At 67.9% G+C, this 25,037-nt stretch carries 25 protein-coding genes; 12 read left to right on the top strand and 13 right to left on the bottom strand.

Annotated features, from left to right (window positions below):
- Positions 1 to 316: 316 nt before the first annotated feature.
- The 3 genes from XM1_RS07270 to uvrB all read right to left on the bottom strand — a co-directional run bounded on the left by XM1_RS07270 (position 317) and on the right by uvrB (position 4,232).
- Entirely contained in the window at positions 317 to 1,096 is a 780-nt protein-coding gene (locus XM1_RS07270; RefSeq protein ID WP_068431998.1) for an SDR family oxidoreductase, read from the bottom strand.
- Positions 1,096 to 2,007: a serine/threonine-protein kinase gene (locus XM1_RS07265; protein WP_068431995.1), complete on the bottom strand. Its 912-nt coding sequence runs from the start codon at positions 2,005 to 2,007 to the stop codon at positions 1,096 to 1,098. The genes XM1_RS07270 and XM1_RS07265 overlap by 1 nt, the downstream gene beginning before the upstream one ends.
- A gap of 113 nt (positions 2,008 to 2,120) precedes the next feature.
- Positions 2,121 to 4,232, bottom strand: coding sequence for an excinuclease ABC subunit UvrB (uvrB, locus tag XM1_RS07260; RefSeq protein WP_068431991.1), 2,112 nt, complete (start codon positions 4,230 to 4,232; stop codon positions 2,121 to 2,123).
- Between the two features lie 84 nt (positions 4,233 to 4,316).
- On the opposite strand from uvrB, the gene XM1_RS07255 reads away from it, so the two are divergent.
- Positions 4,317 to 4,562 carry a type II toxin-antitoxin system ParD family antitoxin gene (locus XM1_RS07255; protein WP_068431987.1) on the top strand — a complete coding sequence of 82 codons (246 nt, stop codon included), beginning with the start codon at positions 4,317 to 4,319 and terminating at the stop codon, positions 4,560 to 4,562.
- Entirely contained in the window at positions 4,559 to 4,864 is a 306-nt protein-coding gene (locus XM1_RS07250; RefSeq protein WP_068431983.1) for a type II toxin-antitoxin system RelE/ParE family toxin, read from the top strand. Before XM1_RS07255 ends, XM1_RS07250 begins: the two co-directional genes overlap by 4 nt.
- Here XM1_RS07250 and XM1_RS07245 read toward each other — a convergent pair.
- The gene (locus tag XM1_RS07245; RefSeq protein WP_068431980.1) at positions 4,852 to 5,541 is read right to left on the bottom strand and encodes an RluA family pseudouridine synthase; all 690 of its coding nucleotides are present in this window, start codon (positions 5,539 to 5,541) and stop codon (positions 4,852 to 4,854) included. The genes XM1_RS07250 and XM1_RS07245 overlap by 13 nt on opposite strands.
- Before the next feature lie 98 nt (positions 5,542 to 5,639).
- Here XM1_RS07245 and XM1_RS07240 point away from each other — a divergent pair, with 98 nt between their 5' ends.
- Genes XM1_RS07240 through XM1_RS07225 form a run of 4 tightly spaced genes read left to right on the top strand, consistent with a single transcriptional unit; the run spans position 5,640 to position 9,619 of the window.
- On the top strand, positions 5,640 to 6,374 hold the full coding sequence (locus XM1_RS07240; RefSeq protein ID WP_068431978.1) for a cytidylyltransferase domain-containing protein: 735 nt from the start codon (positions 5,640 to 5,642) through the stop codon (positions 6,372 to 6,374).
- A complete protein-coding gene (locus XM1_RS07235) occupies positions 6,352 to 7,341 on the top strand; it encodes a Gfo/Idh/MocA family protein (RefSeq protein WP_068431975.1) in 990 nt (329 codons plus the stop codon). Before XM1_RS07240 ends, XM1_RS07235 begins: the two co-directional genes overlap by 23 nt.
- Positions 7,341 to 8,660, top strand: coding sequence for a DegT/DnrJ/EryC1/StrS aminotransferase family protein (locus tag XM1_RS07230; RefSeq protein WP_068431972.1), 1,320 nt, complete (start codon positions 7,341 to 7,343; stop codon positions 8,658 to 8,660). The genes XM1_RS07235 and XM1_RS07230 overlap by 1 nt, the downstream gene beginning before the upstream one ends.
- Positions 8,660 to 9,619, top strand: coding sequence for a GNAT family N-acetyltransferase (locus XM1_RS07225; RefSeq protein ID WP_068431969.1), 960 nt, complete (start codon positions 8,660 to 8,662; stop codon positions 9,617 to 9,619). The genes XM1_RS07230 and XM1_RS07225 overlap by 1 nt, the downstream gene beginning before the upstream one ends.
- Here the strand turns inward: XM1_RS07225 and XM1_RS07220 are convergent.
- On the bottom strand, positions 9,616 to 11,412 hold the full coding sequence (locus tag XM1_RS07220) for a tetratricopeptide repeat protein (protein WP_231920717.1): 1,797 nt from the start codon (positions 11,410 to 11,412) through the stop codon (positions 9,616 to 9,618). The genes XM1_RS07225 and XM1_RS07220 overlap by 4 nt on opposite strands.
- Before the next feature lie 188 nt (positions 11,413 to 11,600).
- Here XM1_RS07220 and XM1_RS07215 point away from each other — a divergent pair, with 188 nt between their 5' ends.
- Positions 11,601 to 11,945 carry a flagellar biosynthesis regulator FlaF gene (locus tag XM1_RS07215; protein WP_068437597.1) on the top strand — a complete coding sequence of 115 codons (345 nt, stop codon included), beginning with the start codon at positions 11,601 to 11,603 and terminating at the stop codon, positions 11,943 to 11,945.
- Entirely contained in the window at positions 11,942 to 12,931 is a 990-nt protein-coding gene (cobD, locus tag XM1_RS07210; RefSeq protein WP_068437594.1) for a threonine-phosphate decarboxylase CobD, read from the top strand. Before XM1_RS07215 ends, cobD begins: the two co-directional genes overlap by 4 nt.
- 230 nt (positions 12,932 to 13,161) lie before the next feature.
- Here cobD and XM1_RS07205 read toward each other — a convergent pair whose 3' ends face one another.
- From XM1_RS07205 to XM1_RS07185, 5 genes are all read right to left on the bottom strand, one after another.
- On the bottom strand, positions 13,162 to 13,572 hold the full coding sequence (locus XM1_RS07205) for a hypothetical protein (RefSeq protein WP_156428662.1): 411 nt from the start codon (positions 13,570 to 13,572) through the stop codon (positions 13,162 to 13,164).
- Between the two features lie 165 nt (positions 13,573 to 13,737).
- Complete coding sequence (locus tag XM1_RS07200) at positions 13,738 to 14,118, bottom strand: hypothetical protein (protein WP_068431960.1); 381 nt, start codon at positions 14,116 to 14,118, stop codon at positions 13,738 to 13,740.
- A 55-nt stretch (positions 14,119 to 14,173) separates the two neighbouring features.
- On the bottom strand, positions 14,174 to 15,835 hold the full coding sequence (locus tag XM1_RS07195) for an acyl-CoA synthetase (protein ID WP_068431956.1): 1,662 nt from the start codon (positions 15,833 to 15,835) through the stop codon (positions 14,174 to 14,176).
- 9 nt (positions 15,836 to 15,844) lie between these two features.
- On the bottom strand, positions 15,845 to 17,065 hold the full coding sequence (locus tag XM1_RS07190; RefSeq protein WP_068431953.1) for a hypothetical protein: 1,221 nt from the start codon (positions 17,063 to 17,065) through the stop codon (positions 15,845 to 15,847).
- Positions 17,062 to 18,195: an NAD(P)/FAD-dependent oxidoreductase gene (locus XM1_RS07185; RefSeq protein WP_068431950.1), complete on the bottom strand. Its 1,134-nt coding sequence runs from the start codon at positions 18,193 to 18,195 to the stop codon at positions 17,062 to 17,064. The genes XM1_RS07190 and XM1_RS07185 overlap by 4 nt, the downstream gene beginning before the upstream one ends.
- 119 nt (positions 18,196 to 18,314) lie before the next feature.
- Here XM1_RS07185 and XM1_RS07180 point away from each other — a divergent pair, with 119 nt between their 5' ends.
- Complete coding sequence (locus tag XM1_RS07180; RefSeq protein ID WP_068431947.1) at positions 18,315 to 20,360, top strand: molybdopterin oxidoreductase family protein; 2,046 nt, start codon at positions 18,315 to 18,317, stop codon at positions 20,358 to 20,360.
- The gene (locus tag XM1_RS07175) at positions 20,357 to 21,175 is read left to right on the top strand and encodes a division plane positioning ATPase MipZ (RefSeq protein WP_068431942.1); all 819 of its coding nucleotides are present in this window, start codon (positions 20,357 to 20,359) and stop codon (positions 21,173 to 21,175) included. Before XM1_RS07180 ends, XM1_RS07175 begins: the two co-directional genes overlap by 4 nt.
- On the opposite strand, the gene XM1_RS25130 is transcribed toward XM1_RS07175, so the two are convergent.
- From XM1_RS25130 to XM1_RS07160, 3 genes are all read right to left on the bottom strand, one after another.
- Entirely contained in the window at positions 21,135 to 22,184 is a 1,050-nt protein-coding gene (locus XM1_RS25130) for a methyl-accepting chemotaxis protein (protein WP_068431939.1), read from the bottom strand. The genes XM1_RS07175 and XM1_RS25130 overlap by 41 nt on opposite strands.
- A 134-nt stretch (positions 22,185 to 22,318) precedes the next feature.
- A complete protein-coding gene (gene dksA / locus XM1_RS07165; protein WP_068431936.1) occupies positions 22,319 to 22,735 on the bottom strand; it encodes an RNA polymerase-binding protein DksA in 417 nt (138 codons plus the stop codon).
- A 129-nt stretch (positions 22,736 to 22,864) separates the two neighbouring features.
- Positions 22,865 to 23,296, bottom strand: a complete 432-nt coding sequence (locus XM1_RS07160) for a flagellar assembly protein FliX (RefSeq protein WP_068431933.1) — start codon at positions 23,294 to 23,296, stop codon at positions 22,865 to 22,867.
- A gap of 238 nt (positions 23,297 to 23,534) precedes the next feature.
- On the opposite strand from XM1_RS07160, the gene XM1_RS07155 reads away from it, so the two are divergent.
- Positions 23,535 to 24,713 (top strand): flagellar basal body P-ring protein FlgI, encoded by a 1,179-nt coding sequence (locus XM1_RS07155; RefSeq protein ID WP_068431929.1) that lies wholly within the window; start codon positions 23,535 to 23,537, stop codon positions 24,711 to 24,713.
- Entirely contained in the window at positions 24,713 to 25,036 is a 324-nt protein-coding gene (locus XM1_RS07150) for a rod-binding protein (RefSeq protein ID WP_068431926.1), read from the top strand. Before XM1_RS07155 ends, XM1_RS07150 begins: the two co-directional genes overlap by 1 nt.
- Position 25,037: the final 1 nt, after the last annotated feature.

Genomic DNA, 25,037 nt, shown 5'->3' with positions numbered 1-25,037 from the left:
TAAGTCTGTTGGCAAGTTCGTCAGGCACGGTCCGCCCCCTTGAGTCTCCTGGGGTGTGAGCACTTTGCCCAATTTGTGAGCATGCCGACTGTCTCGTTATTTTTCAATGGGTTAACCAAGTCAAGTGTAAACAATCAGCAAATATTGGCTTTTTTCCCTGGACAAAACCAGGACCGCTTGGCAGCCCCGCCGGGGCGTTAACGCCTGTGAACAACTTAACCTATTCGACTTTCAGGGCAGAGTCCCAGGCTATGCCTGGACCGTTGCGGAACCGGTTCAAAAGACTCACGCCTCGCAACGCAGCAAACCGTCGGGCCTATTCTTCCGGCGTATCACCAAAGGTCGACCACCCCAGGTGCTGTCCGCCATCCAAAGCGATCATCTGACCGGTGATGGACGGCGTGGCCAGCAGGAAGCGCAGCGTCCGGCAGACCTCGTCCGGCGAGGTCCCCCGCTCCAGGGGCAGCCCCGCCACCTGGGCGGCAAACTGGGCGTCGGTCTGCCGCGCGCTGGGCAGCGCCGGGCCGGGTCCGATTCCCACCACGCGGATGCGAGGGGCCAAAGCCAGGGCCAGGGTCTGGGTCGCCGCCCACAGGGCGGCCTTGGACAGGGTATAGCTGGTGAAATGGGGGGGCAGGTTCCAAACCCGCTGGTCCAGCAGGTTGACCACCAGCCCCTCGGCCGCCTGGGGCAGCCGGCGGGCGAAATCCTGGGTCAGCACGAAGGGCGCCCGCAGGTTGACCTCCATGTGAAGGTCCCAACTGGCCCGATCCGCCCCCAGGGCGTCGTCCTTCTCGAACACCGAGGCGTTGTTGACCAGAAGGCCCAGCGGCCCCAGCCCCGCCTCGGCCCGCCCGATCAGGACCCGCACCTGATCCTCGCATTCCAGGTCGGCGGCCAGGACCACCGCCCGCCCGCCCATGGCCTGAATCTCCGCCGCCACCCCGTCAGCCTCGGCCATGGAACGGCGGCAATGGACCGCCACGGCGAAGCCCTGGCGGGCAAGGTCCAGGGCGATGGCGCGGCCGATCCGCCTTCCGCCCCCGGTAACCAGGGCGGCGCGGGGAAGCCGGGGCGAAAGCAGGGTATCGGCCATCAGGACTCGGCGGCCACCGCCGAAGCGACGCGCGGCTTGGCCACCACCTGAACCACCGGCTTGGCCACATTCGGCCGCGACGGGGGCGGCACGCGGTCGAGCCCGCCCAGCACCTCACCCGCATGCAGCGGACGGCGCTCAGGCTCGGGATCGGTGCAGGCGGCAACCAGATTGATCAACTCGGGCGGGAAGCCGCCGCCCAGCACCGCCGCTCCGGCCGCCGGATCGGGCAGCGTGCCCACCAGCAGGCGATAGGCCAGCACGCCCAGGGAATAGACGTCGGCGCGCGGGCCGACGGCGGTGGCGTTCTCGCGCTGCTCGGGCGCGGTATAGGCGACGTCGCCCATCCAATGGTCGGGCAGCGGCAGGTTCTTTTCCGCCAGCTTGATCAGGGCGAAATCACACAGCTTCACCGCCCCGTTCTGGGTGGCGGTCAGCAAGATGTTGGACGGCTTCAAGGCCCGGTGGACGATGCCGCGCTTGTGCAGCGCCAGCACCGCCGACGACAGCTGCTTCATCACCAGCATGGCCCGCTGGCCGCTCGCGCGGCGCGGCCGGTCGCGTTCCGGCGCGGCCGCCGCCTCCTCGGCCGAGGCGAATTCCTTGCCGATCTCGTAGGGCAGATGGGCCGCCATGTAGGGCATGACGAAAAAGGGCCGGCCGTCGGCCAGATGCTCCAGCGTCTTGACGCCGACGATATAGGGATGGTCGAAGGAAGCGAGCGTGCGGGCCTCGGTCAGAAAGCGGGTCAGCTGCTGCGCGGGGCTCAGCGGGCCGTCGTCGCCCGGCTTGGGGTCGAACAGCTTGACCGCCACCGGAATCTGCAGATCCGGATCGTGACACAACAAAATCCGGGCGGCGCCCGTGGTCACCACCGCCGTATGAATGACGTATTTTCCGATCCGCTCCATGAGCTTCGCTAGGCTCCTTCCCTGCCGGCGCAATGGCCGGCCCCATCCTCCACATTACTCTAACAGAGTAGAATGGCTTCGTCCCCCTAACCGATGGGTAGTTTCCACAACAACTAGCGCCGCCGTCCCTTTCCCTTGGGCTTGCCGGTGGGACGCGGCCTGCCTTTGCTGCCCAGGTCCACCTCGATCCCCAGATCCAGGGCTTCGAGGCGGCGCAATTCATCCCTGAGCCGGGCGGCCTCCTCGAATTCCAGGTCGGCGGCGGCGGCCTTCATGCGCTTTTCGATGTCGGCCTTGACCGAGGCCAGGTTGTGCCCGACCCCGTGCTTGATGCCGGATTCGCCGGTGCCCACCGTGACGTAATCGGCCTCGTAGACGCTTTCCATCACATCGGACACCGCCTTGCGGATGCCTTCGGGCGTGATGCCGTGCTCGGTGTTGTAGGCCTGCTGCTTCTCGCGGCGGCGGTTGGTCTCGGCCAGGGCGTATTCCAGGCTTTCGGTCATCTTGTCGGCGTAAAGGATGACGCGGCCGTCGATATTGCGCGCGGCCCGCCCGATGGTCTGGATCAGCGAGGTCTTGGACCGGAGGAAGCCTTCCTTGTCGGCGTCGAGGATGGCCACCAGGGCGCATTCGGGAATGTCGAGGCCTTCGCGCAGCAGGTTGATGCCCACCAGCACGTCGAAGGCGCCCAGACGCAGGTCGCGGATGATCTCGATGCGCTCCAGCGTGTCGATGTCGGAATGCAGGTAGCGCACCCGCACGCCGTTGTCGTGCATGTACTCGGTCAGATCCTCGGCCATGCGCTTGGTCAGCGTGGTGACCAGGGTGCGGTTGCCCAGGCGGGCCATCTGGCGGACCTCGGCCAGCAGATCGTCCACCTGATGCTCGACGGGGCGCACGATGCAGACGGGATCGATCAGGCCGGTGGGGCGGATCACCTGCTCGGTGAACACGCCGCCGGTGCGCTCCATCTCCCAGGGGCCGGGGGTGGCCGAGACGTAGACGGTCTGGGGCCGCATCAGTTCCCATTCCTCGAACTTCAGCGGCCGGTTGTCGATGCACGACGGCAGGCGGAAGCCGAATTCGGCCAGCACGCTCTTGCGGTTATAGTCGCCCCGGTACATTCCGCCGATCTGCGGCACGGTGACGTGGCTTTCGTCGACGATCAGCAGGGCGTCCTCGGGGAGGTATTCGAACAGGGTGGGCGGCGGGTCGCCGGGCTTGCGCCCGGTGAGGTAGCGGGAATAGTTCTCGATGGACTTGCAGTGGCCGGTGGTCTCCAGCATCTCCAGGTCGAAATTGGTGCGCTGCTCCAGGCGCTGGGCCTCCAAGAGCTTGCCCTCGGCGTGAAAGCGCTCCAGCGTCTCCTTCAACTCGGCCTTGATGCCCTTGATGGCCTGGGTGATGGTCGGACGCGGCGTGACGTAGTGGCTGGAGGGGTAGACGGTGACCTCGGACAGCGAGCAGGTCTTCTCGCCCGTCAGCGGATCGAACTCGTGGATGGCCTCGATCTCGTCGCCGAACAGGGACAGGCGCCAGGCGCGATCCTCGTAGTGGACGGGGAAGATCTCCACCGCGTCGCCCCGCACCCGGAAGGTGCCGCGCTCGAAGGCGGCGTCGTTGCGGGTGTATTGCAGTTCCACCAGTCGCTTCAGGAGGTCGGCGCGGTCGATGCTTTCACCCACCTTCAGTGCCACGGTCATGCGGGCGTAGGATTCCACCGAGCCGATGCCGTAGATACACGACACCGAGGCCACCAGGATCACGTCGCGCCGTTCGAGCAGGGACCGCGTCGCCGCGTGGCGCATGCGGTCGATCTGCTCGTTCACCGCCGAATCCTTCTCGATATAGGTGTCGGTGCGCGGGATATAGGCTTCGGGCTGGTAGTAGTCGTAATAGGAGACGAAATACTCCACCGCGTTGTCGGGGAAGAACCCCTTCATCTCGGCGTAAAGCTGGGCGGCCAGGGTCTTGTTGGGGGCCAGGACCAGGGCCGGCCGCTTCGTCTTGGCGATGACGTGGGCCATGGTGAAGGTCTTGCCCGAGCCGGTGACCCCCAGCAGCACCTGATCGCGCTCGTCCGCCTCCACCCCCGCCGACAGCTCGGCGATGGCCTGGGGCTGGTCGCCCGAGGGCCGGTAGTCGGACACCAGCTTGAACTCCACATCGCCCTCGGGCAGAGGCGGACGTTCCATGAAATCGAAGGGCAGCGGACGGCTCATGACGGGTACTATAGGGAGATGCGTCTCCCGGTCCAAGGCCGCGTCTTGAAGATTCTCCCCCGATATGACAGTGTAATATTCATTATGCGCAGCAGCAAACCCATCACCGTGACCCTGGGACCGCAACAGGCGGCTCTCGAGGCGCGCCTTGCCTCAGGAGCCTACGGCTCGGCCAGCGAGGTCATGCGCGCCGCCCTGCGGGCGCTTGACCGGGAAGAGGCGGCGCTGGACGAAATCCTACGCCGCAAGGTGGAAGCCTCCCTGGCCGACAACCGCCCCAGCATCCCGGCCGAGGACGTCTTCGCCAGGCTGCGCGGACAAGGCCGGTGACACGCAGACTCGTCTTCCGCGCCACGGCGGAAAGCGACCTGTCATCACTCTTCCGCTTTATCGCCGAGACTTCGGGACCAGCTCGCGCCGGGGCCTATCTCGACCGCATCGAACATGCCTGCCTGAGCCTGCTGACCTTCCCCGAGCGCGGCACCCGCCGCGACGACATCGTCCCGGGCCTGCGCACCATCGGCTTCGAGCGCCGCGTCACCATAGCCTTTCGGGTCGTCGCCGATACGGTGGAGATGGTCGCTATCGCCTATGCCGGGCGCAGTTTCGAAAGCGACCTTCAGGAGGATTGATCCCACCCGCATTTGCCCAACGCCTCGACCATATGGGCGGGCGGCGGAGCCATCACCCGGATGGGTTCCTTGCTGGGTGCGAGCGCCGGAAACGACACCTCGCGGGCCAGCAGATGCAGCCGCGTCTGGGTCTCCGGGTCGGGACCGTAATAGGCATCGCCCAGCAGCGGGCAGCCCAGATGCTGGGCGTGGATGCGGATCTGATGGGTGCGGCCGGTCCTGGGCCGCCACTCGATCCAGGAAAGGCCGTCGCCCCGCCCCAATACCGACCAGTCGGTTACAGAAGGCTGCCCCGCCGGATCGACTCTGATGCGCCAGCCCTGGCCGCGTGCCGACACTTTCAGCAGCGGGGCGTCCACCGTGCCGCTGTCGCCGTCGGGCGTTCCATGACTGACCGACCAGTATACTTTCTCCACCCGGCGCTGTTCGAACATCTTGCCCAGGCGCTTGATGGCCTTGGCGTGGCGTCCCAGAATCAGGCAGCCCGAAGTGTCGCGGTCCAGGCGGTGGGCGAGCTTCGGCACCTCGGCCCAGCCGAAGCGCAGCGCATCGAGATAGAGTTCCAGGTGGTCGGGCGAGTTGGGGCCGGCATGCACCGCCAGCCCGGCGGGCTTATCCAGCACGATGACGTCCTGGTCCTTGTAGAGCACGCGGGAAAGGATTTCGTCGGGGGTCATGGCCGCTTTCTAGCACGGAGCGGGGCCTTGGCTTAAGCCGATCTTAACGGCGCCGCCCTACCCTTTTCGCCACAGCCTACGGAAGAGAACATCCGCCCATGAAGATCATCGCCACCATCGAGGCGCGCATGACCTCGTCGCGCCTGCCGGGCAAGGTGCTGCTGCCCGCCCAGGGCAAGCCCATGCTGGCCCGCATGGTCGAACGCCTGAAGATGGTTCCCTCGCTCGACGGCATCGTGGTGGCCACCACGGTCAACGCCACCGACGACCCCATCGAGGCCCTGGCCGCCGAACTGGGCATCGGCTGCTGGCGGGGGTCCGAGGACGACGTGTTGAAGCGCGTTCTCGACGCCGCCCAGGCCTTCGAAGCCGATCTCATCGTGGAACTGACCGGCGACTGCCCGCTGATCGATCCCATGATCGTCGAGCAATGCGTCCAGGCGTACAAGGCGGCGGGGGTGGACTACCTTTCCAATATCCTGGAGCGCACCTACCCCATCGGCATGGACACCCAGGTGTTCGCCACCAGGATTCTGGCCGACGTGGCCCAGCGGACGAGCGACCCCACCGACCACGAACATGTCAGCCTCTACATCTACCGCCATCCCGAGCTGTACACCCTGAAGAACATCCCGGCGCCCTCCGAGCACTTCGATCCCGAGCTGCGCCTGACGCTGGACACCAAGCAGGATTACGAGCTGATCGACACCGTGTTCAGCACCCTGCTGCCCATCAAGGGGCCGGGCTTCTCCCTGGGCGACGTGCTGACCCTGCTCAAAACCCATCCCGACTTACGCAAGATCAACGACCATGTCGCGCATCGCTGGGTCTGAGCGCATCCGGGCGCTGATCGTCGGCTGCGGCGCCATCGCCGGCGGCTATGACGAGGCCGACCCCGCCTCGGATCAGGTGCTGACCCACGCCAAGGCCTACCGGCGCCACCCCGGCTTCGAGCTAGCCGCCTGCGTCGAGCCCGATTCCGAGCGCCGCGCCGCCTTCATGGCGGCCTGGGGCATTCCCGCCGGCTTCGCCAGTCTGGCCGAGGTGGACGTGCCCTACGACGTGGCCAGCGTCTGCGTGCCCACCCCGTTTCATGCCGAGATTCTCGAGGCCCTGCTGCCGTCGCCCGCCCGGCTGGTCTTCGCGGAAAAGCCGCTGACCGACGATTTGGCGCGCTCGGCGGCCATCGTCGCAGCCTATGAGGCGGCGGGCAAGCCGCTGATGGTCAACTATTTCCGCCGCTGGGCCCCCGGCATGGTCCGCCTGCGGGACGAAATCGCCGCCGGCCAATGGGGCGCGTTCCAGAAGGGCAGCGCCTGGTACACCAAGGGTTTGCTCAACAACGCCAGCCACTTCCTCGACCTGCTGTCCTTCCTGCTGGGCGAGCTGACGCCCCGGGCCGCCCTGGGCAAGGTGGAGGACGGCCGCGACGACGACCCCACCCTGGACGTGGTGGTCGCCACGACGAACGGCGCGGCCATCCACCTGCTGGGGGCCGACATGCATGCCTTCTCGGTGTTCGAGGCCGATCTGCTGTTTTCCGGCGGGCGGGTCAGCCTCACGGATTCCGGCTTCCAGCTCACGCGGCGCCCGGTGACCGACAGCCCACGCTTTCCCGGCTACCGCGTCCTGGCCCCCGCCGGGCCCGAGGACAGCGGCCTGGGCCGCGCCATGACCGACGCCCTGGACAACATCGCCGGCCATCTGGACCGCGGCATTCCCCTGGCCAGCGACGGCCATTCCGCCCTGGCGGCGCAGGCCCTGTGCGCCCGCCTTCTTTCCCTGTGGGAGACGACCTGATGAGCACCCTGGCCCTGCTGGGCGGCGATCCCGTCCGCACCAAGCTGTTTCCCGCCTATTCGGTGATCGGCGAGGATGACCGCGCCGCCGTGGCCAAGGTGATGGAAAGCGGCATCCTGTCGCGTTTCCTCGGCACCTGGCACAACGACTTTTTCGGCGGGCCCGAGGTCAAGGCCTTCGAGCACGAATGGGCCACCGCCTTTTGCGCCGCCCACGCGGTCAGCGTCAACTCGGCCACCAGCGGGCTCTACGCGGCGGCCGGGGCGGCCGGCATCGGGCCGGGCGACGAGGTCATCGTCTCGCCCTACACCATGAGCGCCTCGGCGGTGGCCGCTTTGGTGTTCAACGCCGTGCCGGTCTTCGCCGACATCGATCCCGACAGCTACTGCCTCTCGGCCAAGACCATCGCCGCCAAGATCACGCCCCGCACCAAGGCCATCATCGTGGTCCACATCTTCGGCAACGTGGCCGACATGGACCCGATCATGGAACTGGCCGAGGAGCACGGAATCACCGTGATCGAGGATTGCGCCCAGGCCCCCTTCGCCACCTACAAGGGCCGCCCGGTGGGCACGCTGGGCCATATGGGGGTGTTCAGCCTCAACTACCACAAGCACATCCACACCGGCGAAGGCGGCGTGGTCACCACCAACGATTCCCGCCTGGCCGAGAAGCTGCAGCTGATCCGCAACCACGCCGAGGCGGTGGTCGAGAAGAAGGGCGTCACCGATCTGGTCAACATGATCGGCTACAATTTCCGCCTAGGCGAAATCGAGGCGGCCATCGGCCGGCGCCAGCTGCTCAAAGGTCCCGATCTGGTCAAGCGCCGCCAGGCCAACGTCAAATACCTGGAGGACCGCATCCGGGGCATTCCCTTCCTCGCCATGCCCCGGGTCCAGGACGGCGTCGAGCACGTCACCTACCTGCATGCCCTGTCCTATGATGCCGAGGCGGCCGACCTGTCACGCGCCACCTTCGTGCGTGCGCTGAAGGCCGAGCTGGCCGCCACCGAACTGCGCGAAGGCGAGGGCGTGCTGGTGGGCGAAGGCTATGTGCGGCCGCTCTACCTGCAGCCGCTTTACCAGAAGCAGGTGGCCTATGGCGAGGTGGGCTGCCCCTTCAAATGCCCGCACTACACCGGCGCCCCCGACTACGCCCCGGGGTCCTGCCCCAACGTCGAGGACGCCCACTTCAACCGGGTGATCACCCACGAACTGATCCGCCCGCCGGCCAGCCGCGCCGACCTGGACGACGTGGCCGACGCCTTCTGCAAGGTGGCCGAGAACATGGCCAGCTTGCGCGAGCTGGAGCGCAAGTGATGTCCAAGTACCGGGTGGAACCCATCGATCCCGCGGCGGAAGGCGAAGGCTTTCCGCAATGGGACGCCCACCCGCTGCGGGGGCGCTTCGCCGCCCGCCTTTATCCCACCGTGACGCCAACCCACCGGGACATCTCGTTCCAGGTGGTCGGCCCGGCCGGCCCCGTAATCCGCGCCCGCGCCGCCACGGGCCCCGATCAGGTGTCGTTCCGGGGCCTGCCGGCGGTGCTGGCCAGGAAGGCCGAAGCCGAGCCCAGACACGTCAAGGATGGCTTGGCCACCGCCCTTGACCATCTGGCGGAAAGCGCCCGATCCGCCGGACTGGCCCGCGTGGTGATCGGCGGCCCGGCGGAAGAAGCCTGCAACCCGCTGGCCGCCCTGCTGGTGGACAGAGGCGCGGAAGGGATCGTGCTGGCCTCGGCCATGATCGATCTGGCCCGCCCGGCGGAAGCCTTACGGGCCGACATCAGGGACAGCTACCGCTCGCTCATCAATTGGGGCAGCCGCAACCTGTCTCTCACCTTCGTCAACGCCGCCAATCCCGACCGGGCGGCCTTCGACCTGTTTCCCGACTTCCACGCCCGCATCGCCGGCGGAAAACGGCGCGGCGACGATTACTGGCAGGTCTACTGGACAGAGATCACGCAGGGCCGGGGGGAACTGTCCCTGGGCTTCCTCGAGGACGGCACGCTCGCCGCCGGGTCCATCGTGGTGTGGGCGGGCGGCGCCGCCTATTACGCCTCGGGCGTCTACGACCGCGACCAGTTCGACAAGCCGCTGGGCCACTGGCCGCTGTGGAACACCATCCTGCGGGCCAAGGAAGCGGGGCTCGCCCGCTTCGACCTGGGCGAGATTCCGGCTAAGGGCCATGCCGACGACAAGGAAATTTCCATCGCCTTCTTCAAGCGCGGCTTCACCTCGGGCCGCAGCCTGCGGCTGAAGTGGACCTTGGCGGTCTAAACGTCGAAGCCCTGGGGCTTTTCGCCCTTTTCCCACCGTTCCCACATGGTGTCGAAGGCCTTCTCCAGCGGGCCGACGAAAGCCTTGCCGTCAAACAGGGGCGAGGATTGGGTCGCCGCCCACAGGCGCTGGCGCAACTCGGCCAGGATGACCCGCTCCTTGGCCAGATGCTGGGCCAAAGCGTGGTAGGAGCCTTGCGAATCGGTGATCAGCTCGTCGAAGCCCAGGGATTTGAGCAGCGAACCCGCCACCCGCGAGGCGAAGGTCCGGCCGGCCCAGGCCACCAGCGGCACGCCGGCCCACAGGGCGTCGCTGGCCGTGGTGTGGCCGCCGCACGGCCAGGTGTCGAGGAACAGGTCGGCGGCCGACAGGCGAACCAGATGCTCGGCCTGGGGCAGACGCGGCGCGAAGATCAGGCGCGCCGGATCGATGCCCACGGCCTGGGCCATGTTGCGCAGGCTGGCCGTCGCCGCCGGATGGAATTCGACGAACCACAGCACCGCGTCGGGCTGGGCCTGAAGCACGCTGATCCACACCGCGAAGGCCTCGGCGTTGATCTTGAAGCTGTTGTTGAACACCGCGATGACGAAGGCGTCTTCCGGCAAGCCCCACTTGGCCTTGGGCTCGCGGGCGAGCGCCCGGGGGCGGCGCGAATCGTTGGGCTGGTAGCACAGCGGCAGGCGCACCACCTGCTCGGCGTAATCGCCCTCGGCGCCGGGCGGGATCACGAAGGAATCGGCGATGATGTAGTCCATGCAGGTGCCGCCGAACGTGCCGGGATAGCCCAGCCACGCCACCTGGACCGGCGCCGGGCGGGCGGCCAGGATACTGGTGCGCGCGCGCCCCGTATGGCCCTTCAAATCCACCAGGATGTCGATGCCGTCCTTGGCGATACGCTTGGCGCCCTCGGCCTCGGACAAGGTGCCCAGTTCCACCCAATGGTCGCAGGCGTCCTTGAGCCGGGCGCGCACCGCGCCCTTGGCCTCGGGGCCGTAGGAATAGGCGAAGATCTCGAAGCGCGAGCGGTCGTGGCTTTCCAGCGCCTCGGCCAGCAGATAGGCGGTGGCGTGGTCGTGGAAATCCTCGGACAGATAGCCGAGCCGCAGGCGCGGCCGGCGCGCCCGGGGCTTGTGGGTCATGGGCTGGACGCGGCTTTCGATGAGCGAGGCGGCCTCGTCGGCATGGCGGCGCTGCTCGGCCGGACTGAAATCATGGATCAGCAAGGTGAAGGGCGGGGCCGGCAGGCTCTTGCCGCCGCGCCACGGCGCCAGGGCGGCGATGGCTTCCTTGACCACCGGCAGATTGTCCCAGTCGCACAGCACCGCCAGTTCCAGGCCGAGATAGCCCAGCGCGCCGCCATCGGCGCCGCCGGTCAGCCGCACCACGGTGCTGTAGGCCAGGGCCGCCTGCTCGTGGTCGTCCATCTGGGCGGCCAGGCTGGCCATGTTGTTCCAGCCGTCCACATAGGATTCGTCCAGTTCCACGGCGCGGCGGTAGCAGGCCATGGCCTCCTGGGGCTTGCCGGCGTTGATCAGCACGGTGCCGAGATTGCCGTGATAGGGGACCGCCTTGGGGCTGGCCGCGATGGCTGCGCGGATCAGGCGCTCGGCCTCGTCGAACCGGCCCCGCTGCATGGCCACCAGCCCGGACAGGTGCAAGCCGTCGGGATGAAGCGGGCTTTGCTTCAGCAATTCCTTGTAGAGACGGCCGGCGCCGTCCAGGTCGCCGGAAAGGTGGTGCTTCACCGCATCCTGCAGGAGCTGGTCCGCCGTCTTGTGCTTTCCGCCGCTCAACTGCCGCTCCGTTCCTGATGGAATACACATTTGAGGATAGGGGGCCTCTGGCGGGGCGTCAACGCGGCGCCGCCCTTTTAAGGGTTTATCAACATACGAATTGGCAAGATTCCATCGCCTGACGTATGATTCGGGCAAGCTTCGAGGCGGCAATGGGCCGCAGCCAAGGGAAGTCGGGGGATAAGCGCATGTCTCAACCTATCCAGCTCGAATCGCTCAAGATCGGCGAACAGGATGCCTTCGGCCTTGTCGAGGCGGCCATCACGCTGGACCAGTCGCGCGGCGACAAGGCCCGGCTGGCGGCGGCGCTGGAACAGAACCTGCAGCTGTGGGTGGCCATCCGCACCCTGGTCTCCGATTCGGCCAGCGGCCTGCCCGAGGCGGTCAAGGCCAACCTGAAGCGCCTGTCGGACTTCGTCGCCGACACCACCTTGAAGAAGGGCGTCGAGATCAGCGACAACACCATCACCACCCTGGTCAACGTCAACCTCCAGATTTCCGAGGGGCTGCTGGAAAGCGCCAACCGAGCCTGACCCACCTTCCCCTTCACGGCGGCGACGTCGCCGCCGCCCAGGCCCGGTGGGGCCAGCCCGCCGCAGGCTGGCTGGACCTGTCCACCGGCATCAATCCCTGGCCCTATCCCCTTCCCGACCTGGCCCCCGAGTGCTGGCGGCGGCTGCCTGATTCCGGAGCCGCCCAGTCCCTGCTGGACGCCGCGTCCCGCCGCTGGACAATCCCCGCCACGGCGCGGGTGGTGGCGGGAACCGGCAGCCAGGCGCTGATCCAGGCCCTGCCCCGCATCACCGAGACCACCGACGCGGCCATCCTGGCTCCCACCTATGGCGAGCATGCCCGCGCCTGGACCGCCGCCGGCCACGCCGTCCGCGAAGTCGCCGGACTGGACGACATCGGCGAGGCCCGCGTGGTGGTGGCGGTCAATCCCAACAATCCCGACGGCCGCGTCATCGCCCCCCAACGCCTGCTCGAGCTGGCGGCGCGGCTGGCGGCGCGCGGCGGCCTGCTGATCGTCGACGAGGCCTTCTGCGACGAACGCCCCGAGTTGTCGCTGACCGCCAAGGTCGGCCCCGGATTGGTGGTTCTGCGCTCGTTCGGCAAGTTCTTCGGCCTGGCCGGGTTGCGCCTGGGCTTCGCCGTGGCCGAGGAACGGATGGCGGCTCGCCTCGCCGACCACCTGGGCCCCTGGCCGGTCTCGGGCCCGGCTTTTGCCATCGGCGCCGCCGCCCTGGCCGACCAGGCCTGGACCGAGGCCACCATCACCCGCCTGAACGACGCCGCCGGGCGCCTGGACGCCATCCTGAAAGGCACCGGACTGGAGGTGCTGGGCGGCACCTGCCTGTTCCGTCTGGCCCGCCACGACCGGGCCGGCGAGGTCTACGAGCGCCTGGGCCGCGCCGGCATCCTGGTACGCGCCTTCGCCTTTCGCGCCGACATTCTGCGCTTCGGCCTGCCGGGCAGCCCGGCCGAGGAAGCGCGGCTGGAACGGGCCCTGGCGGGCTGACCCGCGACAGGGTCGCGTCTGTCCGGTTTGCCCTCCCTCCCGCATGCGGGCCAGGAAGTTTGAGGTTTCGATTTCGGGATTTGCCGTCAATGCCGGGCAGATCTGATCCAGACGTGCGAAAACGGGCTCGTCCTTGCGGGCGAACCGTCAACGAAGTTCTGAACCACAGGGCCGGCCCAAGTCTTGAGACCGGCCGCGATCCCCTGCCCTAAAGCGGCGGAAGCCGCCGCTTAGATCTTGACCGAGCCGCCGGTCGGAGCCGGCGCCGCGGGAGCGGCCGGAGCACTGGGGGCGGCAGCCACGGGGGCGGGCGGAGCCTTCACATCCTCGGCGGCCTGAGCCTTGACCGCAGTCTGGGACTGGTCGATCGCCGTGGGGATGTTGCGCTTGTACTCTTCGACCACATGGCGCGAAGGATACTGCTCGACTTCCTTGCCCGTATCGCCGTCGCGGACGACCAGCAGAGCCAGACCGGTTCCGCTATCGACCTTGACCACCGGAGACGTGTACCGGGGGGGCTCGGAAAGGGACGCCGCTTCCTTGGCCTCGGCCGTCACGGGCTGCGCAGCATGAGCCGCCGTGTGCGGCACGTCTGCGACCGGAGACCGGAGTGGGGCGTCGGATGCAATCGAGGTGGACATTCTGCCCTCCTATAATCATTGGACACTGACAACTGCCGGATTCGAATCGCGAAGACAACTCGCCCGGCAGCGCCTTCTGGCACAAGCCACAGACTACAAGCTTTCGCCTTTATGAAGCAATCAGATTCTTGACAACCGCCCCGTGTTCTGAATCGGCCGGGAAGCTCACTGAGGGGCAGGCGCGTGATCCTCGGCCCGGCGCGCCAGGCCCGGAGGCGGCGGGGCGGGCAGCTCCGCCGCCAGATGAGCGCGGCGGTCGAGCAGGATGCGCACGGTGGCGCGGGCGAACATCTTGAGGCGACCCAGCTTGTACTGGGCGGACAGATTGGGCGCCTTGATCATGCCGAGAAAGAAGCGGGAAATCTCGCCCAGCGTCTGCTCGCGCAATTGCCTGTCGCAGTCGCGGCGCAGCAATTCGCCCACCATGTCCTGGGCCACCGTCATCAGGACCAGGCCTTCGGTCTGGGAATCGATCAGGGCGCACAGCCTGTCGAACAGCAACCGCTGCTCGTCCGTCAGTTGAATGTCGTCAGCCGCACGGCCCATGCCGCCCCTCCTTGCATGACGAACCATGACATCTTGGGTGGAAAAACGCCAGAGGTCAGCGCGGCTTGCCCTTGCGCCCCGGCCAGCGCTCGTCTGGCAACGGGGCGTCCAGGCGGATGGGCCGGTCCAGCAGGTCGCCGTACCGCACGCTGCCATCCACGGACAGGGGCAGCTCCTCGACGAAGTCCAGCCGCGCCGGCGCCTCGGCCGCGGACCGCATCAGGCTGACCCAGCCCTGGAGCTCGCGGACGAACCCGGCCTCGCCCGGCCGCCCCCTAGACACCACGAAGGCCTTCAGCTCGCCGGACGGCCATTCCACCACGCCGGCCGCCGCCACGTCGGGATGGGCGGCCAGGGCGGCCTCCACCTCGGAAGGCCGCACCATTTCGCCCTTGACCACCACGGCGCCGTCGGCCGCCGCCGGCGGATCGGGCCACAGATAATGGTCCAGGTCGCGAAAGCCGCCGCGGCCGGTCAGCAGCCAGCCGTTGACCCGCCGCGCCGCGCCGGCGCCGTCGCCCCAATAGCCGAGAAAGCTGCCGGGTGCGTTGGGCGACACCGCCAGGATGCCCCGGTCGCCGGCCCGTAACGGCCGGCCGCGCTCGTCCACCGCCTCGACCGACAATCCCGGCGCGGCGCGGCCGGGCGAAGGCGGACGCAATTCCATCAGCCCGGCCAAATTGGCGGCCACCGCGCCGCATTCCAGCACGCCCCAGGCCTCGTTGGCATGGACGCCGAACACCTTGATCACCCGCTCGTGCAGGGAATCGTCGATGGGCTCGGGCCCGGTGGCGATGGCGCGCGGCATGGCGTGCGGCCGCGTCGCCGCCGCCTCGGCCAGGGCGCCCAGGTGCCGGGGCGGCACATACAGGATGCGCACGCCGTGCCGCGACATCAGGTCCAGCGCCGCCGCCGGGTCGAAGGGGCCGGGGCGCGCCACCACCGGCACGCCGTGGTGCAGCGCCGGAAGAACGGCGCGGAACAGGGCCTCGGCCCCCATCCAGTCGGCCGAGGTCCAGACCACGTCGCCGAACTGGGGGAAGAAGGACAGCGACATCTCCACCGCCGGCAGGCCGCCGGCCATGGCGCGGTGGGCGTGGATCACCCCGGCGGGCGTGCCGCACGCCCCTTCGGGATAGAAGATGAAGGCCGGGTGGTCGGCGGGCGTCACCAGGGGGGTGAAGGCGTCTGACGAGGCCTCCAGCACCGACCACAGATCAAGGGCTCCCGCTCCGCCGTCCCCCACCGCCAGCACCCGCTCCAGATCGGGCAGGCGATGGCGGGCACGGTCCAGCGCCGGGACAGCCGCCGGGTCGATCACCGCCACCCGCGCGCCGCTGTCGGCCAGCCGCCAGCCCAGGGGCTCGGCCCCCAGGCCGAGCGGCACGGGCACCAGCACCGCCCCCATCTTGGTGACGGCCAGCAGGGTGACCAGGGCCTCGAGCCCGGCGGGCAGCGCCATGGCCACCCGGTCGCCCGGCGCGATCCCGAAGGCGGCCAGGGCGTTGGCCAGCCGGTTGGACAACAGGCGCAGCATGTGGAAGGTATGGCGCTCGACGCCGCCGTCCGGGGCCTCGACGATCAGCGCCGTGCGGTGCCCGTCGGCGCCACCCATGGTCTGGCGGTCGCAGACGTCGAAGGCCAGGTTGTAGCGCTCGGGAATCTTCCAGCGGAAGGTCCGGCAGGCTTCCTCGTAGGAACGGCAGGCGGTCAGCATTGATCGTCCTCACCCGCCCAGCGGCATCAGTTCCTCGAACCACAGATAGGTGCCGACGTCGTCGAACATCACGCCGTCGAAGCCCAGATCCATGATTCCCGCCAGGTACTTGCCCAGCATGCCGCGCCATTCGCCGCTGCCCAAATCGGTGAGGTAGGTGCCGGGGTCCTCGTCCAGGGCGTAGAGGAAGGCGGGATTGCCCACCTCCCAGCCCTTCATCCAGTACCAGCGCCAGTCATAGGCCCGGCCCAGCGGCATCACCGCCAAGACCAGCCGGCGCGGTCCCAGCTTCTTGAACTTCAGGCGCTGGACGTCGGTCTTGACCAGAAGTTCGGCCGAGCGGTGCGCCACGTCCACCAGCACGATGTCGTAATTGGTCTCGGCGATGGCCTCGATGAACTTGCCCTTGGTGCCGAAGCGGTCCGAGCGCAGCACCGGCAGCCAGTTGCGGGCATGGGCGACGGTGAGGATCTCCCGGGCGTTCTCGAAGGAGGGATGGGCGCGCGGCGTCTCGTCCAGGGGGCCCGCACCGATCTTGGCGTAGGGCGTCACACGATCGCGGATGGCCGATTTGTAGGCGGCCTCGCGCTCGGCGGGCTTGTCGCACATCTCGATGGCCAGCACGTTGCGCCCCTCCGAGCGGATGGCGTCCAGCGCATAGGTCTCGCGCCGCTGGATCTCGGCGCGGGCCTGCTTCTGCTTCAGGTCGTTGTACTTGCGCAGCTCCTCGGCCGGGTCGTTGCTGAAGGGGCCCATCTCGATGGCCACCGGCGGGCGGTGGATGCCGCGCTTCTTCTCGGCATCCAGTTCCAGGTCCAGGTCGCGCCGGGCCTTCAGCACCTCGTCCAGCGGCTTGTTGTCGAAGGCATAGGGGCCGCAATACAGGCCGTCCATGACGATGCCGTCCAGCACCTTGACCAGCGGCCGGAACACCGAGCGCAGCGGCGGCCGCTTGATGAAATTGGCTCCCGTAGGATCGTGCAGGTCGTCCCACTCCATCTCCAGCTCGCCCTTGACCAGCAGCTCCGAGCCGCCGCGCATCAGCACCTGGAAGGCGGGGTTGCGCTTCTTGGCGTAGGTGCCCAGCTCGATCACCACGTCGCGGGTCTGTTCGCGGAAATTGGGGATCATCGAGGGCGGCGGCGGCACGAAATCGCGCGGCCGGTCCAGCGCCAGGGCGGACGGCGCGGCGCCGAGCAACACCATCACGGCGATCAGGCGCTTGATCATGCCAGCAACTCCCCCACAAGCTTGGCGATGGCGAGACAAGACGTCAGGCCCGGGCTTTCGATGCCGTAAAGGGCCACCACCCCGGGCCGCCCCGTCTGGTTCGGTCCCTGGATCATGAAATCAGCCGCCGCCTCACCCTCGGCCGAGATCTTGGGGCGCATGCCGGCATAGGCGGGCTCCAGCGCGCCGTCGGCCAGGCCCGGCCAATAGCGGCGGATGGCGGCGTAGAAGGAATCCCCCCGGCGCGGGTCCACCTGGTAATCCTCAGCAGTCACCCATTCCACGTCGGGGCCGAAGCGGCCGCGACCGCCCAGGTCCAGGGTGAAATGCACCCCCAATCCGGCGGCCACCGGCACGGGATAGACGAGGCGCGAGAACGGCGTGCGGCCCGTGAGCGTGAAGTAATTGCCCTTGCACAGGTAACCCGGCGGGACGTTGGCCAGCCCCAGGGCCGCCCCCAGGCGGGGCGAGGACAGGCCGCCGGCCAGCACCACCTTGCGGGCAAGAAGCGTGGTGGGCTCGGCGCCACCCACCGAGATCAGCATGCCGCCCTCGACAGGCCGCCCGCCGGTGACCGGCGATTTCAGCGCCAGGGCGGCGCCCCGCTCCTCGGCCTCGCCCAACAGCGACAGCATCAGCCCATGGGTGTCGACGATGCCGGTGGCGGGCGAGAACAGCGCCGCGACGCAATTGAGATCGGGCTCCATCTCGCGGGCATGGGTGGCGGAGATGCGGGTCAGCCCCTCGACGCCGTTGACCCGGCCCTTCTCGAGAATACCGTCCAGTTGGGCGGCCTCGGCCTCGTCGGTGGCGACGATCAGCTTGCCGGTCATGGTGTGGGGCACGCCGCGAGAGGCGGCGTAGTCGCGCAGCATGCGGTTGCCTTCGACGCACAGCCGGGCCTTGCCACTGCCGGCCGGATAGTACATGCCGGCATGGATCACTTCGGAATTGCGCGACGAGATGCCGGTGCCGATGGCGCCTTCAGCCTCGAGGATCACCACCTCCGAACCGGCATGGGCCAGGGCGCGGGCGCAAGCCAGCCCGACCACGCCGGCCCCGATCACCACGCAATCCACCCGCTCAGCGGCACCGTCCGTCAACACCTTGTTCTTCTCCGGGCAAGACATATCTAGATGTCGCGGAGAATACCATCGGCGGGTCAAGGGTTAAAGGCGCATCGCCGTTGCGCCCGCCCCCTGCCCCCGTTAGACTCCGCTGCAACGCACCATGACCGGAAATCCCGCCCGTGACCGTCAATACCGCCGTTTCCGTCTGCCCCCATGACTGCCCCAGCGCCTGCCCGCTGGTGGTGGAGCTCCCCGAGCCGGGCCGCATCGGCCGGGTGCATGGCGGCGACATGGCCTATACGGAGGGCGTCGTCTGCGCCAAGGTGGCGCGCTATGCCGAGCGGGTGCATCACGAAGGCCGCCTGACCACGCCGTTGAAGCGCATCGGGCCTAAGGGCGAGGGCAGGTTCGCCCCCATCTCGTGGGACGAGGCGCTGGACGAGGTCGCTTCGCGCTTCAAGGAGGCGGCCGCCCGCCTGGGCCCACAGACGGTGTGGCCCTATTTCTACGCCGGCACCATGGGCCACGTGCAGCAATCGGCCATCAACCGGCTGCGCCGGGTCATGGGCTATTCCAACCAGGCCAAGACCATCTGCTCGGCCGCCGCCAGCACCGGCTGGGTGGCGGGAACGGGGGCCAAGTGGGGCGTCGACCCGCGCGAGATTCCCGAAAGCGACCTGATCGTCATCTGGGGCGCCAATCCGGCCGCCACCCAGGTGCATCTGATGGGACTGATCAGCCAGGCCCGCAAAGCACGCGGCGCCAAGCTGGTGGTGGTCGATCCCTACCGCACCCCCACCGCCGAAAAGGCCGACCAGCACCTGATGCTGCGCCCCGGCACCGACGGGGCGCTGGCCTGCGCCGTGATGCATGTGATGTTCAGGGACGATCTGGCCGACCGCGCCTACATGTCGCGCTACACCGACTGCCCCGAGCGGCTGGAAGCGCACCTTAAGACCCGCACGCCGCAATGGGCGTCCGCCATCACCGGCCTGTCGGAAGACGAGATCGAGGCCTTCGCCCGGCTTTACGGCACCACCAAGCGCGCCTATTTGCGCTCGGGCTACGGCTATTCCCGCTCGCGCAACGGTTCGGTCAACCTGCACGCCGTCTCGTGCCTGCCCGCCGTGTCGGGGGCCTGGGCGCACAAGGGCGGCGGTGCGGTGCAGAGCATGGGCGGCGTGTTCGATATCGCCCGCACCCTGCTGGACGGACTCGATGTCCCCGCCCCCAAGGTCCGCACCCTGGACATGAGCCGCATCGGCCCCGTGCTGACCAATGATCCCAAGGATCTGGCCGGCGGGCCGCCGGTCACCGCCATGCTGGTGCAGAACTCCAACCCGGCCGAGGTCGCCCCCGACAGCGGACTGGTGCGCGCCGGCCTCGCCCGCGACGACCTGTTCCTGGCCGTGCACGAGCAGTTCATGACGGCGACGGCACGCTTCGCCGACATCGTGCTGCCCGCCACCACCTCCATGGAGCACGCCGACCTTTACACCAGCTACGGCCACACCTTCCTGCAGGTGGCCAAGCCGGTGATCGCGCCCATCGGCCAAGCCCGCGCCAACCACCGGGTGATCGCCGATCTGGCCGCCCGCCTGGGCGCCATCCATCCCGGCTTCGAGATGGACGAGTGGGAGATGATCGATCAGGTGCTGGTCGCCTCCGACCTGCCCGGCGCCGACGAGCTGCACGTGCTGGGCGGCCTCGACTGCGCCAAGGTGTTCGAGGATGCCCACTTCCTGTCGGGCTTCGGCCACGACGACGGCCGCTTCCGCTTCGCCCCCGACTGGGGCATGGACGGCCTGCCGGAACTCCCCGACCATCTGGCGGTCACCGACGAGGCGGATGAAGAGCACCCCTTCCGCCTGATCACGCCGCCGTCCAGGCACTTCCTCAACACCAGCTTCACCGAGATGCCCACCTCGCGTTCACAGGCCGGGCGGCCCACCGCCCTGCTCCACCCCGAGGATTGCGCCGCCCTGGGCCTGGCCGAGAACGGCCTTGTCGCCATCGGCAACCGGAAGGCCGAGATCAGGGTCCACGTCCGCCCCACCGCCGGCGTCGCGCGCGGCGTGGTGGCGGTCGAGGGCATCTGGCCCGACGCCTTCTTCGAGGGCGGCAAGGGCATCAATCACCTGACCAGCGCCGACCCGGCGCTGCCCGGCGGCGGCGCCGTCTTCCACGACACCAAGGTCTGGCTGAAACAGGTGAAACCGTCATGAAGAAAGCCCACGTCATCGTCGTCGGCAACGAGAAGGGCGGCACCGGCAAGTCCACCATCTCCATGCACCTGATCGTCAGCCTGCTGGACCGGGGGCTGTCGGTGGGCAGCATCGACATCGACGCCCGCCAGGCGACCCTGTCGCGCTATATTGGCAACCGGGCGGCGCGAAAGGACAGGGATGAGCTGGGCCTGCCGCTGCCAGAGCACATGGCCATCCCCCCCACCGGCGATCCGGCGGCCGATTGCGCCCGGCTGGAAGAGGTGTTCAAGGATTTCGCCGCCCGCCACGACGTGGTGGTGATCGACACGCCCGGCAGCGACCACCCCATGTCGCGGCTGGGGCATTCCTTCGCCGACACCCTGGTGACGCCCTTGAACGATTCCCTGGTGGATCTGGACGTGCTGGCCCTGGTCGAGCCCGGCGCCATGAAGATCCGCCGCCCCAGCCACTACGCCGAGATGGTGTGGGAGACCAAGAAGTCCCGCGCCATGCGGGGCGAAAAGGCGGTGGTGGACTGGATCGTGCTGAGAAACCGCCTGTCCAACCTGGACGCGCGCAACAAGCGCGACATGGAGAAGCTGCTGGCCGAATTGTCCAAGCGTGTGGGCTTTCGCGTCATTCCCGGCCTGGGCGAGCGGGTGATCTACCGCTCCATGTTCCTCGAAGGCCTGACCCTGATCGACCTGAAGAAGAAGATCATGGGCTTCGAGTTCAACATGAGCCACGTGGCAGCCCGCCAGGAACTGCGCACGTTGGTGGACGCCATCGGGATCAGTGCCGGGTCGTCGCCATGGTCTGCGGGTGCTGGATGATCACGCCGTACCAGCCCAGGCCTTCGTAGGTCTCGTAGCCGGGCGTCAGGGAATAGCCGACCACCGTGCCGCTGTCCTCCACATAGGACCCCACCGGGCCGTGACGGGTGTCGAGCGGCAGCCGCTCGGCCAACACGCCCAGCCCGTCCGACGACGCGATCACCCGGAAGTCCTGGTCCAGCAGCAGACAGCGGGTGGCGGCCTTTTCCTCCTCGCGCAGGCGCACGCCCTTGACCACGGTCTCGGCCTGGGCCTGCCAGTCGAAGAAGATGCCCAGCGCGCCGATGGCCCGGCCGCTGTTCTCACCGCCTTCGCGGATGGCGGCGCTGTAGGTGGCCACCTGGGCGCCGCCCAGTTGCGGGCTGGTCGAGATGTCGGCCACCGCGTATTCGCCGCCGTCCCGCGACGCCATGGCGCCCCGGAACCATGATTCCCCCGACACGTCCGAACCGATGGCGCGCGGATAGCGGTCGGGACGGCCGCAGGCCACCACACGGCCCTCGGCATCGGCGATCCACAGATCGAGGTAGACGGTGTAGGAATCCAAGATGACGCCCAGGCGCTTGCAGGCGTGGCTGGCGGAATCGGCGCTGCCCTGGGTCAGGCAATCCACCACCGCCGAATCCGTGGCCCACCAGCGCACGTCGCACGAGCGCTCATAGAGATTGCGGTCGATGATCTCGATCATGTTGAGCGCCAGGTCGGCCAGGCGCGAGCCGCGCAGCTGCTTGACCATCACTTGGCCCAGGCTCATCAGGTCGTTGATGGTCGACGACAGCTCGCCTTCCAACGACTGGGTGATGGTGTTGATGTTGTCCGAGACGTTCTTCACCTCGTTGGCCACCACCGCGAAGCCCCGGCCCAGCTCGCCGGCCCGCGCCGCCTCGATCAGGGCGTTGAGCGACAGGATGCGGGTGGTCCCGGTCACCTTCTTGATCTCGCTGATCTTGTCGTTGGCAACCGCATGCACCGCCTGGGTCAGTTCCAGGATTCGTTCCGGCTCGGCCATTTACGCCCCCTTGTGCCTATTTTTAGAACACACCCCCGCGTGAGCTTCTTTTTTAGGCATTAATTGGAGGTTTTCCAAACAAAAAAAGCCCCGCCGAGGGGCGGGGCATCCGGACCTATACTTATGACAGAAGCCTAATCTTCCCGATGGGTGCGCTCCAGCCGCTCGTGACGCTCCTGCGCCTCGATGGACAGGGTGGCGATGGGGCGCGCCTCCAGGCGGCGGATGGAGATGGGCTCGCCCGTCTCCTCGCAATAGCCGTAGGAGCCGTCGGAGACCCGGCCGATGGCGGCGTCGATCTTGGAGATCAGCTTGCGCTCGCGGTCGCGGGTACGCAGTTCCAGGGCCCGGTCGGCCTCGGCCGAGGCGCGGTCGGCGATGTCGGGCTCCTGCATGCCACCTTCCTGCAGGTGCTGCAGGGTTTCGTCGGATTCGCGGAGGAGTTCGGCCCGCCAGCGCAGCAGCTTTTGGCGGAAATACTCCTTCATGGTGTCGTTCATGAAGGGCTCGTCCTCGGACGGAACATAGTCCGGCGGCAACGTGACGTTCATAAGGTTCCCTCGAATCCTGCTCGGGGTTCAAGTCGCAGCGCAATATATGGATCGGGGCGCACCCCCGCAAGCGCCGTCTTGCATCACGGCGCCCCCTCGGACGGGTAAATTCGTTTCGTGACAGGAAAATCAGCCGCGCGACGACAGCTTGGCCAGCTCGACTTCGACGCGCAGCTCGATCTCGTCGAGGATGGCGGCAAGGCGCGGATCGGCACAGTTTTCGCGGCGCATCCGCACGTTCTGGGCCAGATTCATCATGCGGCTGGTGGGGATCTCGCCCATCAGCAGGCCGTGGCGCAGTTCCTCCAGCCCGTCCAGCAGCTCCTCGCCGCGGCGGACCAGACGGCGCCGCGCCTCGCGCTCGACGGAATTGTCCACCTGCTGCACCACCAGAAGGGCGTCGATGCCGGTGATGCCGACCGGCGCCTCGACGGCATGCGCCTCCTCCATCGAATCCATGGATTCGATGAGAGCCTTCCTGAACTCGCCCTTGGCGCCTGTACCTTCGGACTTCTTGGTGCCGGAAACGGCACCCTTGGAGCCCACGCCTGAAATCTTCATGTCCTGATTCTACCCGGTTGGGCCGGACTGCGACAGGCGTTATTTCGCCAGAGCCGGCGCTTCGGGTCAACTGGGCAGGTTTTGCCGGGCTGAAGGGCCGTAACTGCCCGGCCAAAACCGCCACCCGCCCGTAACAACAAAAGGCAACACATTGATATTCCCCATGTTTCCTCTTGGCACGGGTTTCGCAAGAGCATGCCTGCCAGACCCATGTTCCGTCTGCTGGGATGAGACCGTCATGAAAAGCAATGCCCGCCGAGCCCTTTTCGCCGCCGAACCGATCCGCGCCCTGTTGCTGGCCGCCTCGCTGCTGGCCGCGACGCTGGGGATGATGCCGGTCGAGGCCTTCGGGGCGTCCCGCATCAAGGACATCGCCGATTTCGAAGGCGTGCGCGACAACATGCTGGTGGGCTACGGCCTGGTGGTCGGCCTCAACAGCACCGGCGACTCGCTCACCAACGCGCCCTTCACCAAGGAAAGCCTGACCGGCATGCTGGAGCGGCTCGGCGTCAACATCCGCGACAAGACCGGCGCCATCAGCTCCCAGCTCACGCCGAAGAACGTGGCGGCGGTGATGATCACCGCCACCCTGCCCCCCTTCTCGCGCCAGGGCACCCGTATCGACATCAACGTCTCGGCCATGGGCGACGCCAAGGATTTGCGCGGCGGCACGCTTCTGGTCACGCCCCTGATCGGCGCCGACGGCGAGGTCTACGCCGTGGGCCAGGGCCAGGTGGCGACCGGCGGCTTCACCGCCTCGGGCGCTTCGGGCTCGTCGGTGACCAAGGGCGTGCCCACCGCCGGACGCATCGCCAACGGCGCCATCGTCGAGCGCGAGTTGCCCTTCGAGATGTCGCACCTGGAATCCGTCAAGGTCAGCTTGCGCAACCCCGACTTCACCACCTCGCGCCGCGTCGCCCAGGCGATCAATTCCTACCTGGGCGGCGACATGGCGCGGCCCGTCGATCCCGGCACGGTGCAGGTGGTCGTTCCCCCCGGCTATCGCGGCAACGTGGTCGGCCTGCTCACCGACGTCGAGCAATTGCGCGTCGAGCCCGACCAGGTGGCCCGCGTGGTGATCGACGAGGTCTCCGGCACCATCGTCATGGGCGAGAACGTGCGCATCAGCACGGTGGCCATCGCCCAGGGCCAGCTGACCATCCGCATCACCGAGACGCCGCAGGTGTCGCAACCCTCGCCGTTCTCGGACACCGGCACCACCACCACCGTGCAGCGCACCGACATCCAGGTGGACGAGGGCGCCGGCAACAAGCTGGCCGTGGTCGCCCACCGCGTCACCCTGCAGGAGCTGGTCGAGGGCCTGAACAGCCTCGGCATCGGCCCGCGCGACCTGATTACCATTCTTCAGGCCATCAAGGCGGCGGGCGCGCTGCAGGCCGAGCTGGAGGTGCTGTGATGAGCGTTCTTCCCTCCCTGGCCGCCACGCCCTACACCGACACCGGCCTGCCCGGCGTCAAGATGCCCAAGGCCGGCGCCACCGACACGGCGCGGGCCGCCAAGGCCGGACGTCAGTTCGAGGCCATGTACATGAGCCAGATGCTCACCCACATGTTCGAGGGCATCAAGACCGACGGCGTCTTCGGCGGCGGCAGCGGCGAACAGATGTTCCGGTCCCTGCTGATCGACGAGTACGGCAAGATGGTCGCCAACAAAGGCAATGGCATCGGGATCGGCGCCGCCGTCCAGAAAATGCTGCTGAGCCACCAGGAGGTGCAGTGAC

It is taken from the genome of Magnetospirillum sp. XM-1, assembly GCF_001511835.1.
Lineage (GTDB): Bacteria > Pseudomonadota > Alphaproteobacteria > Rhodospirillales > Magnetospirillaceae > Phaeospirillum.
This window is presented reverse-complemented; position numbering and strand designations above follow the sequence as displayed.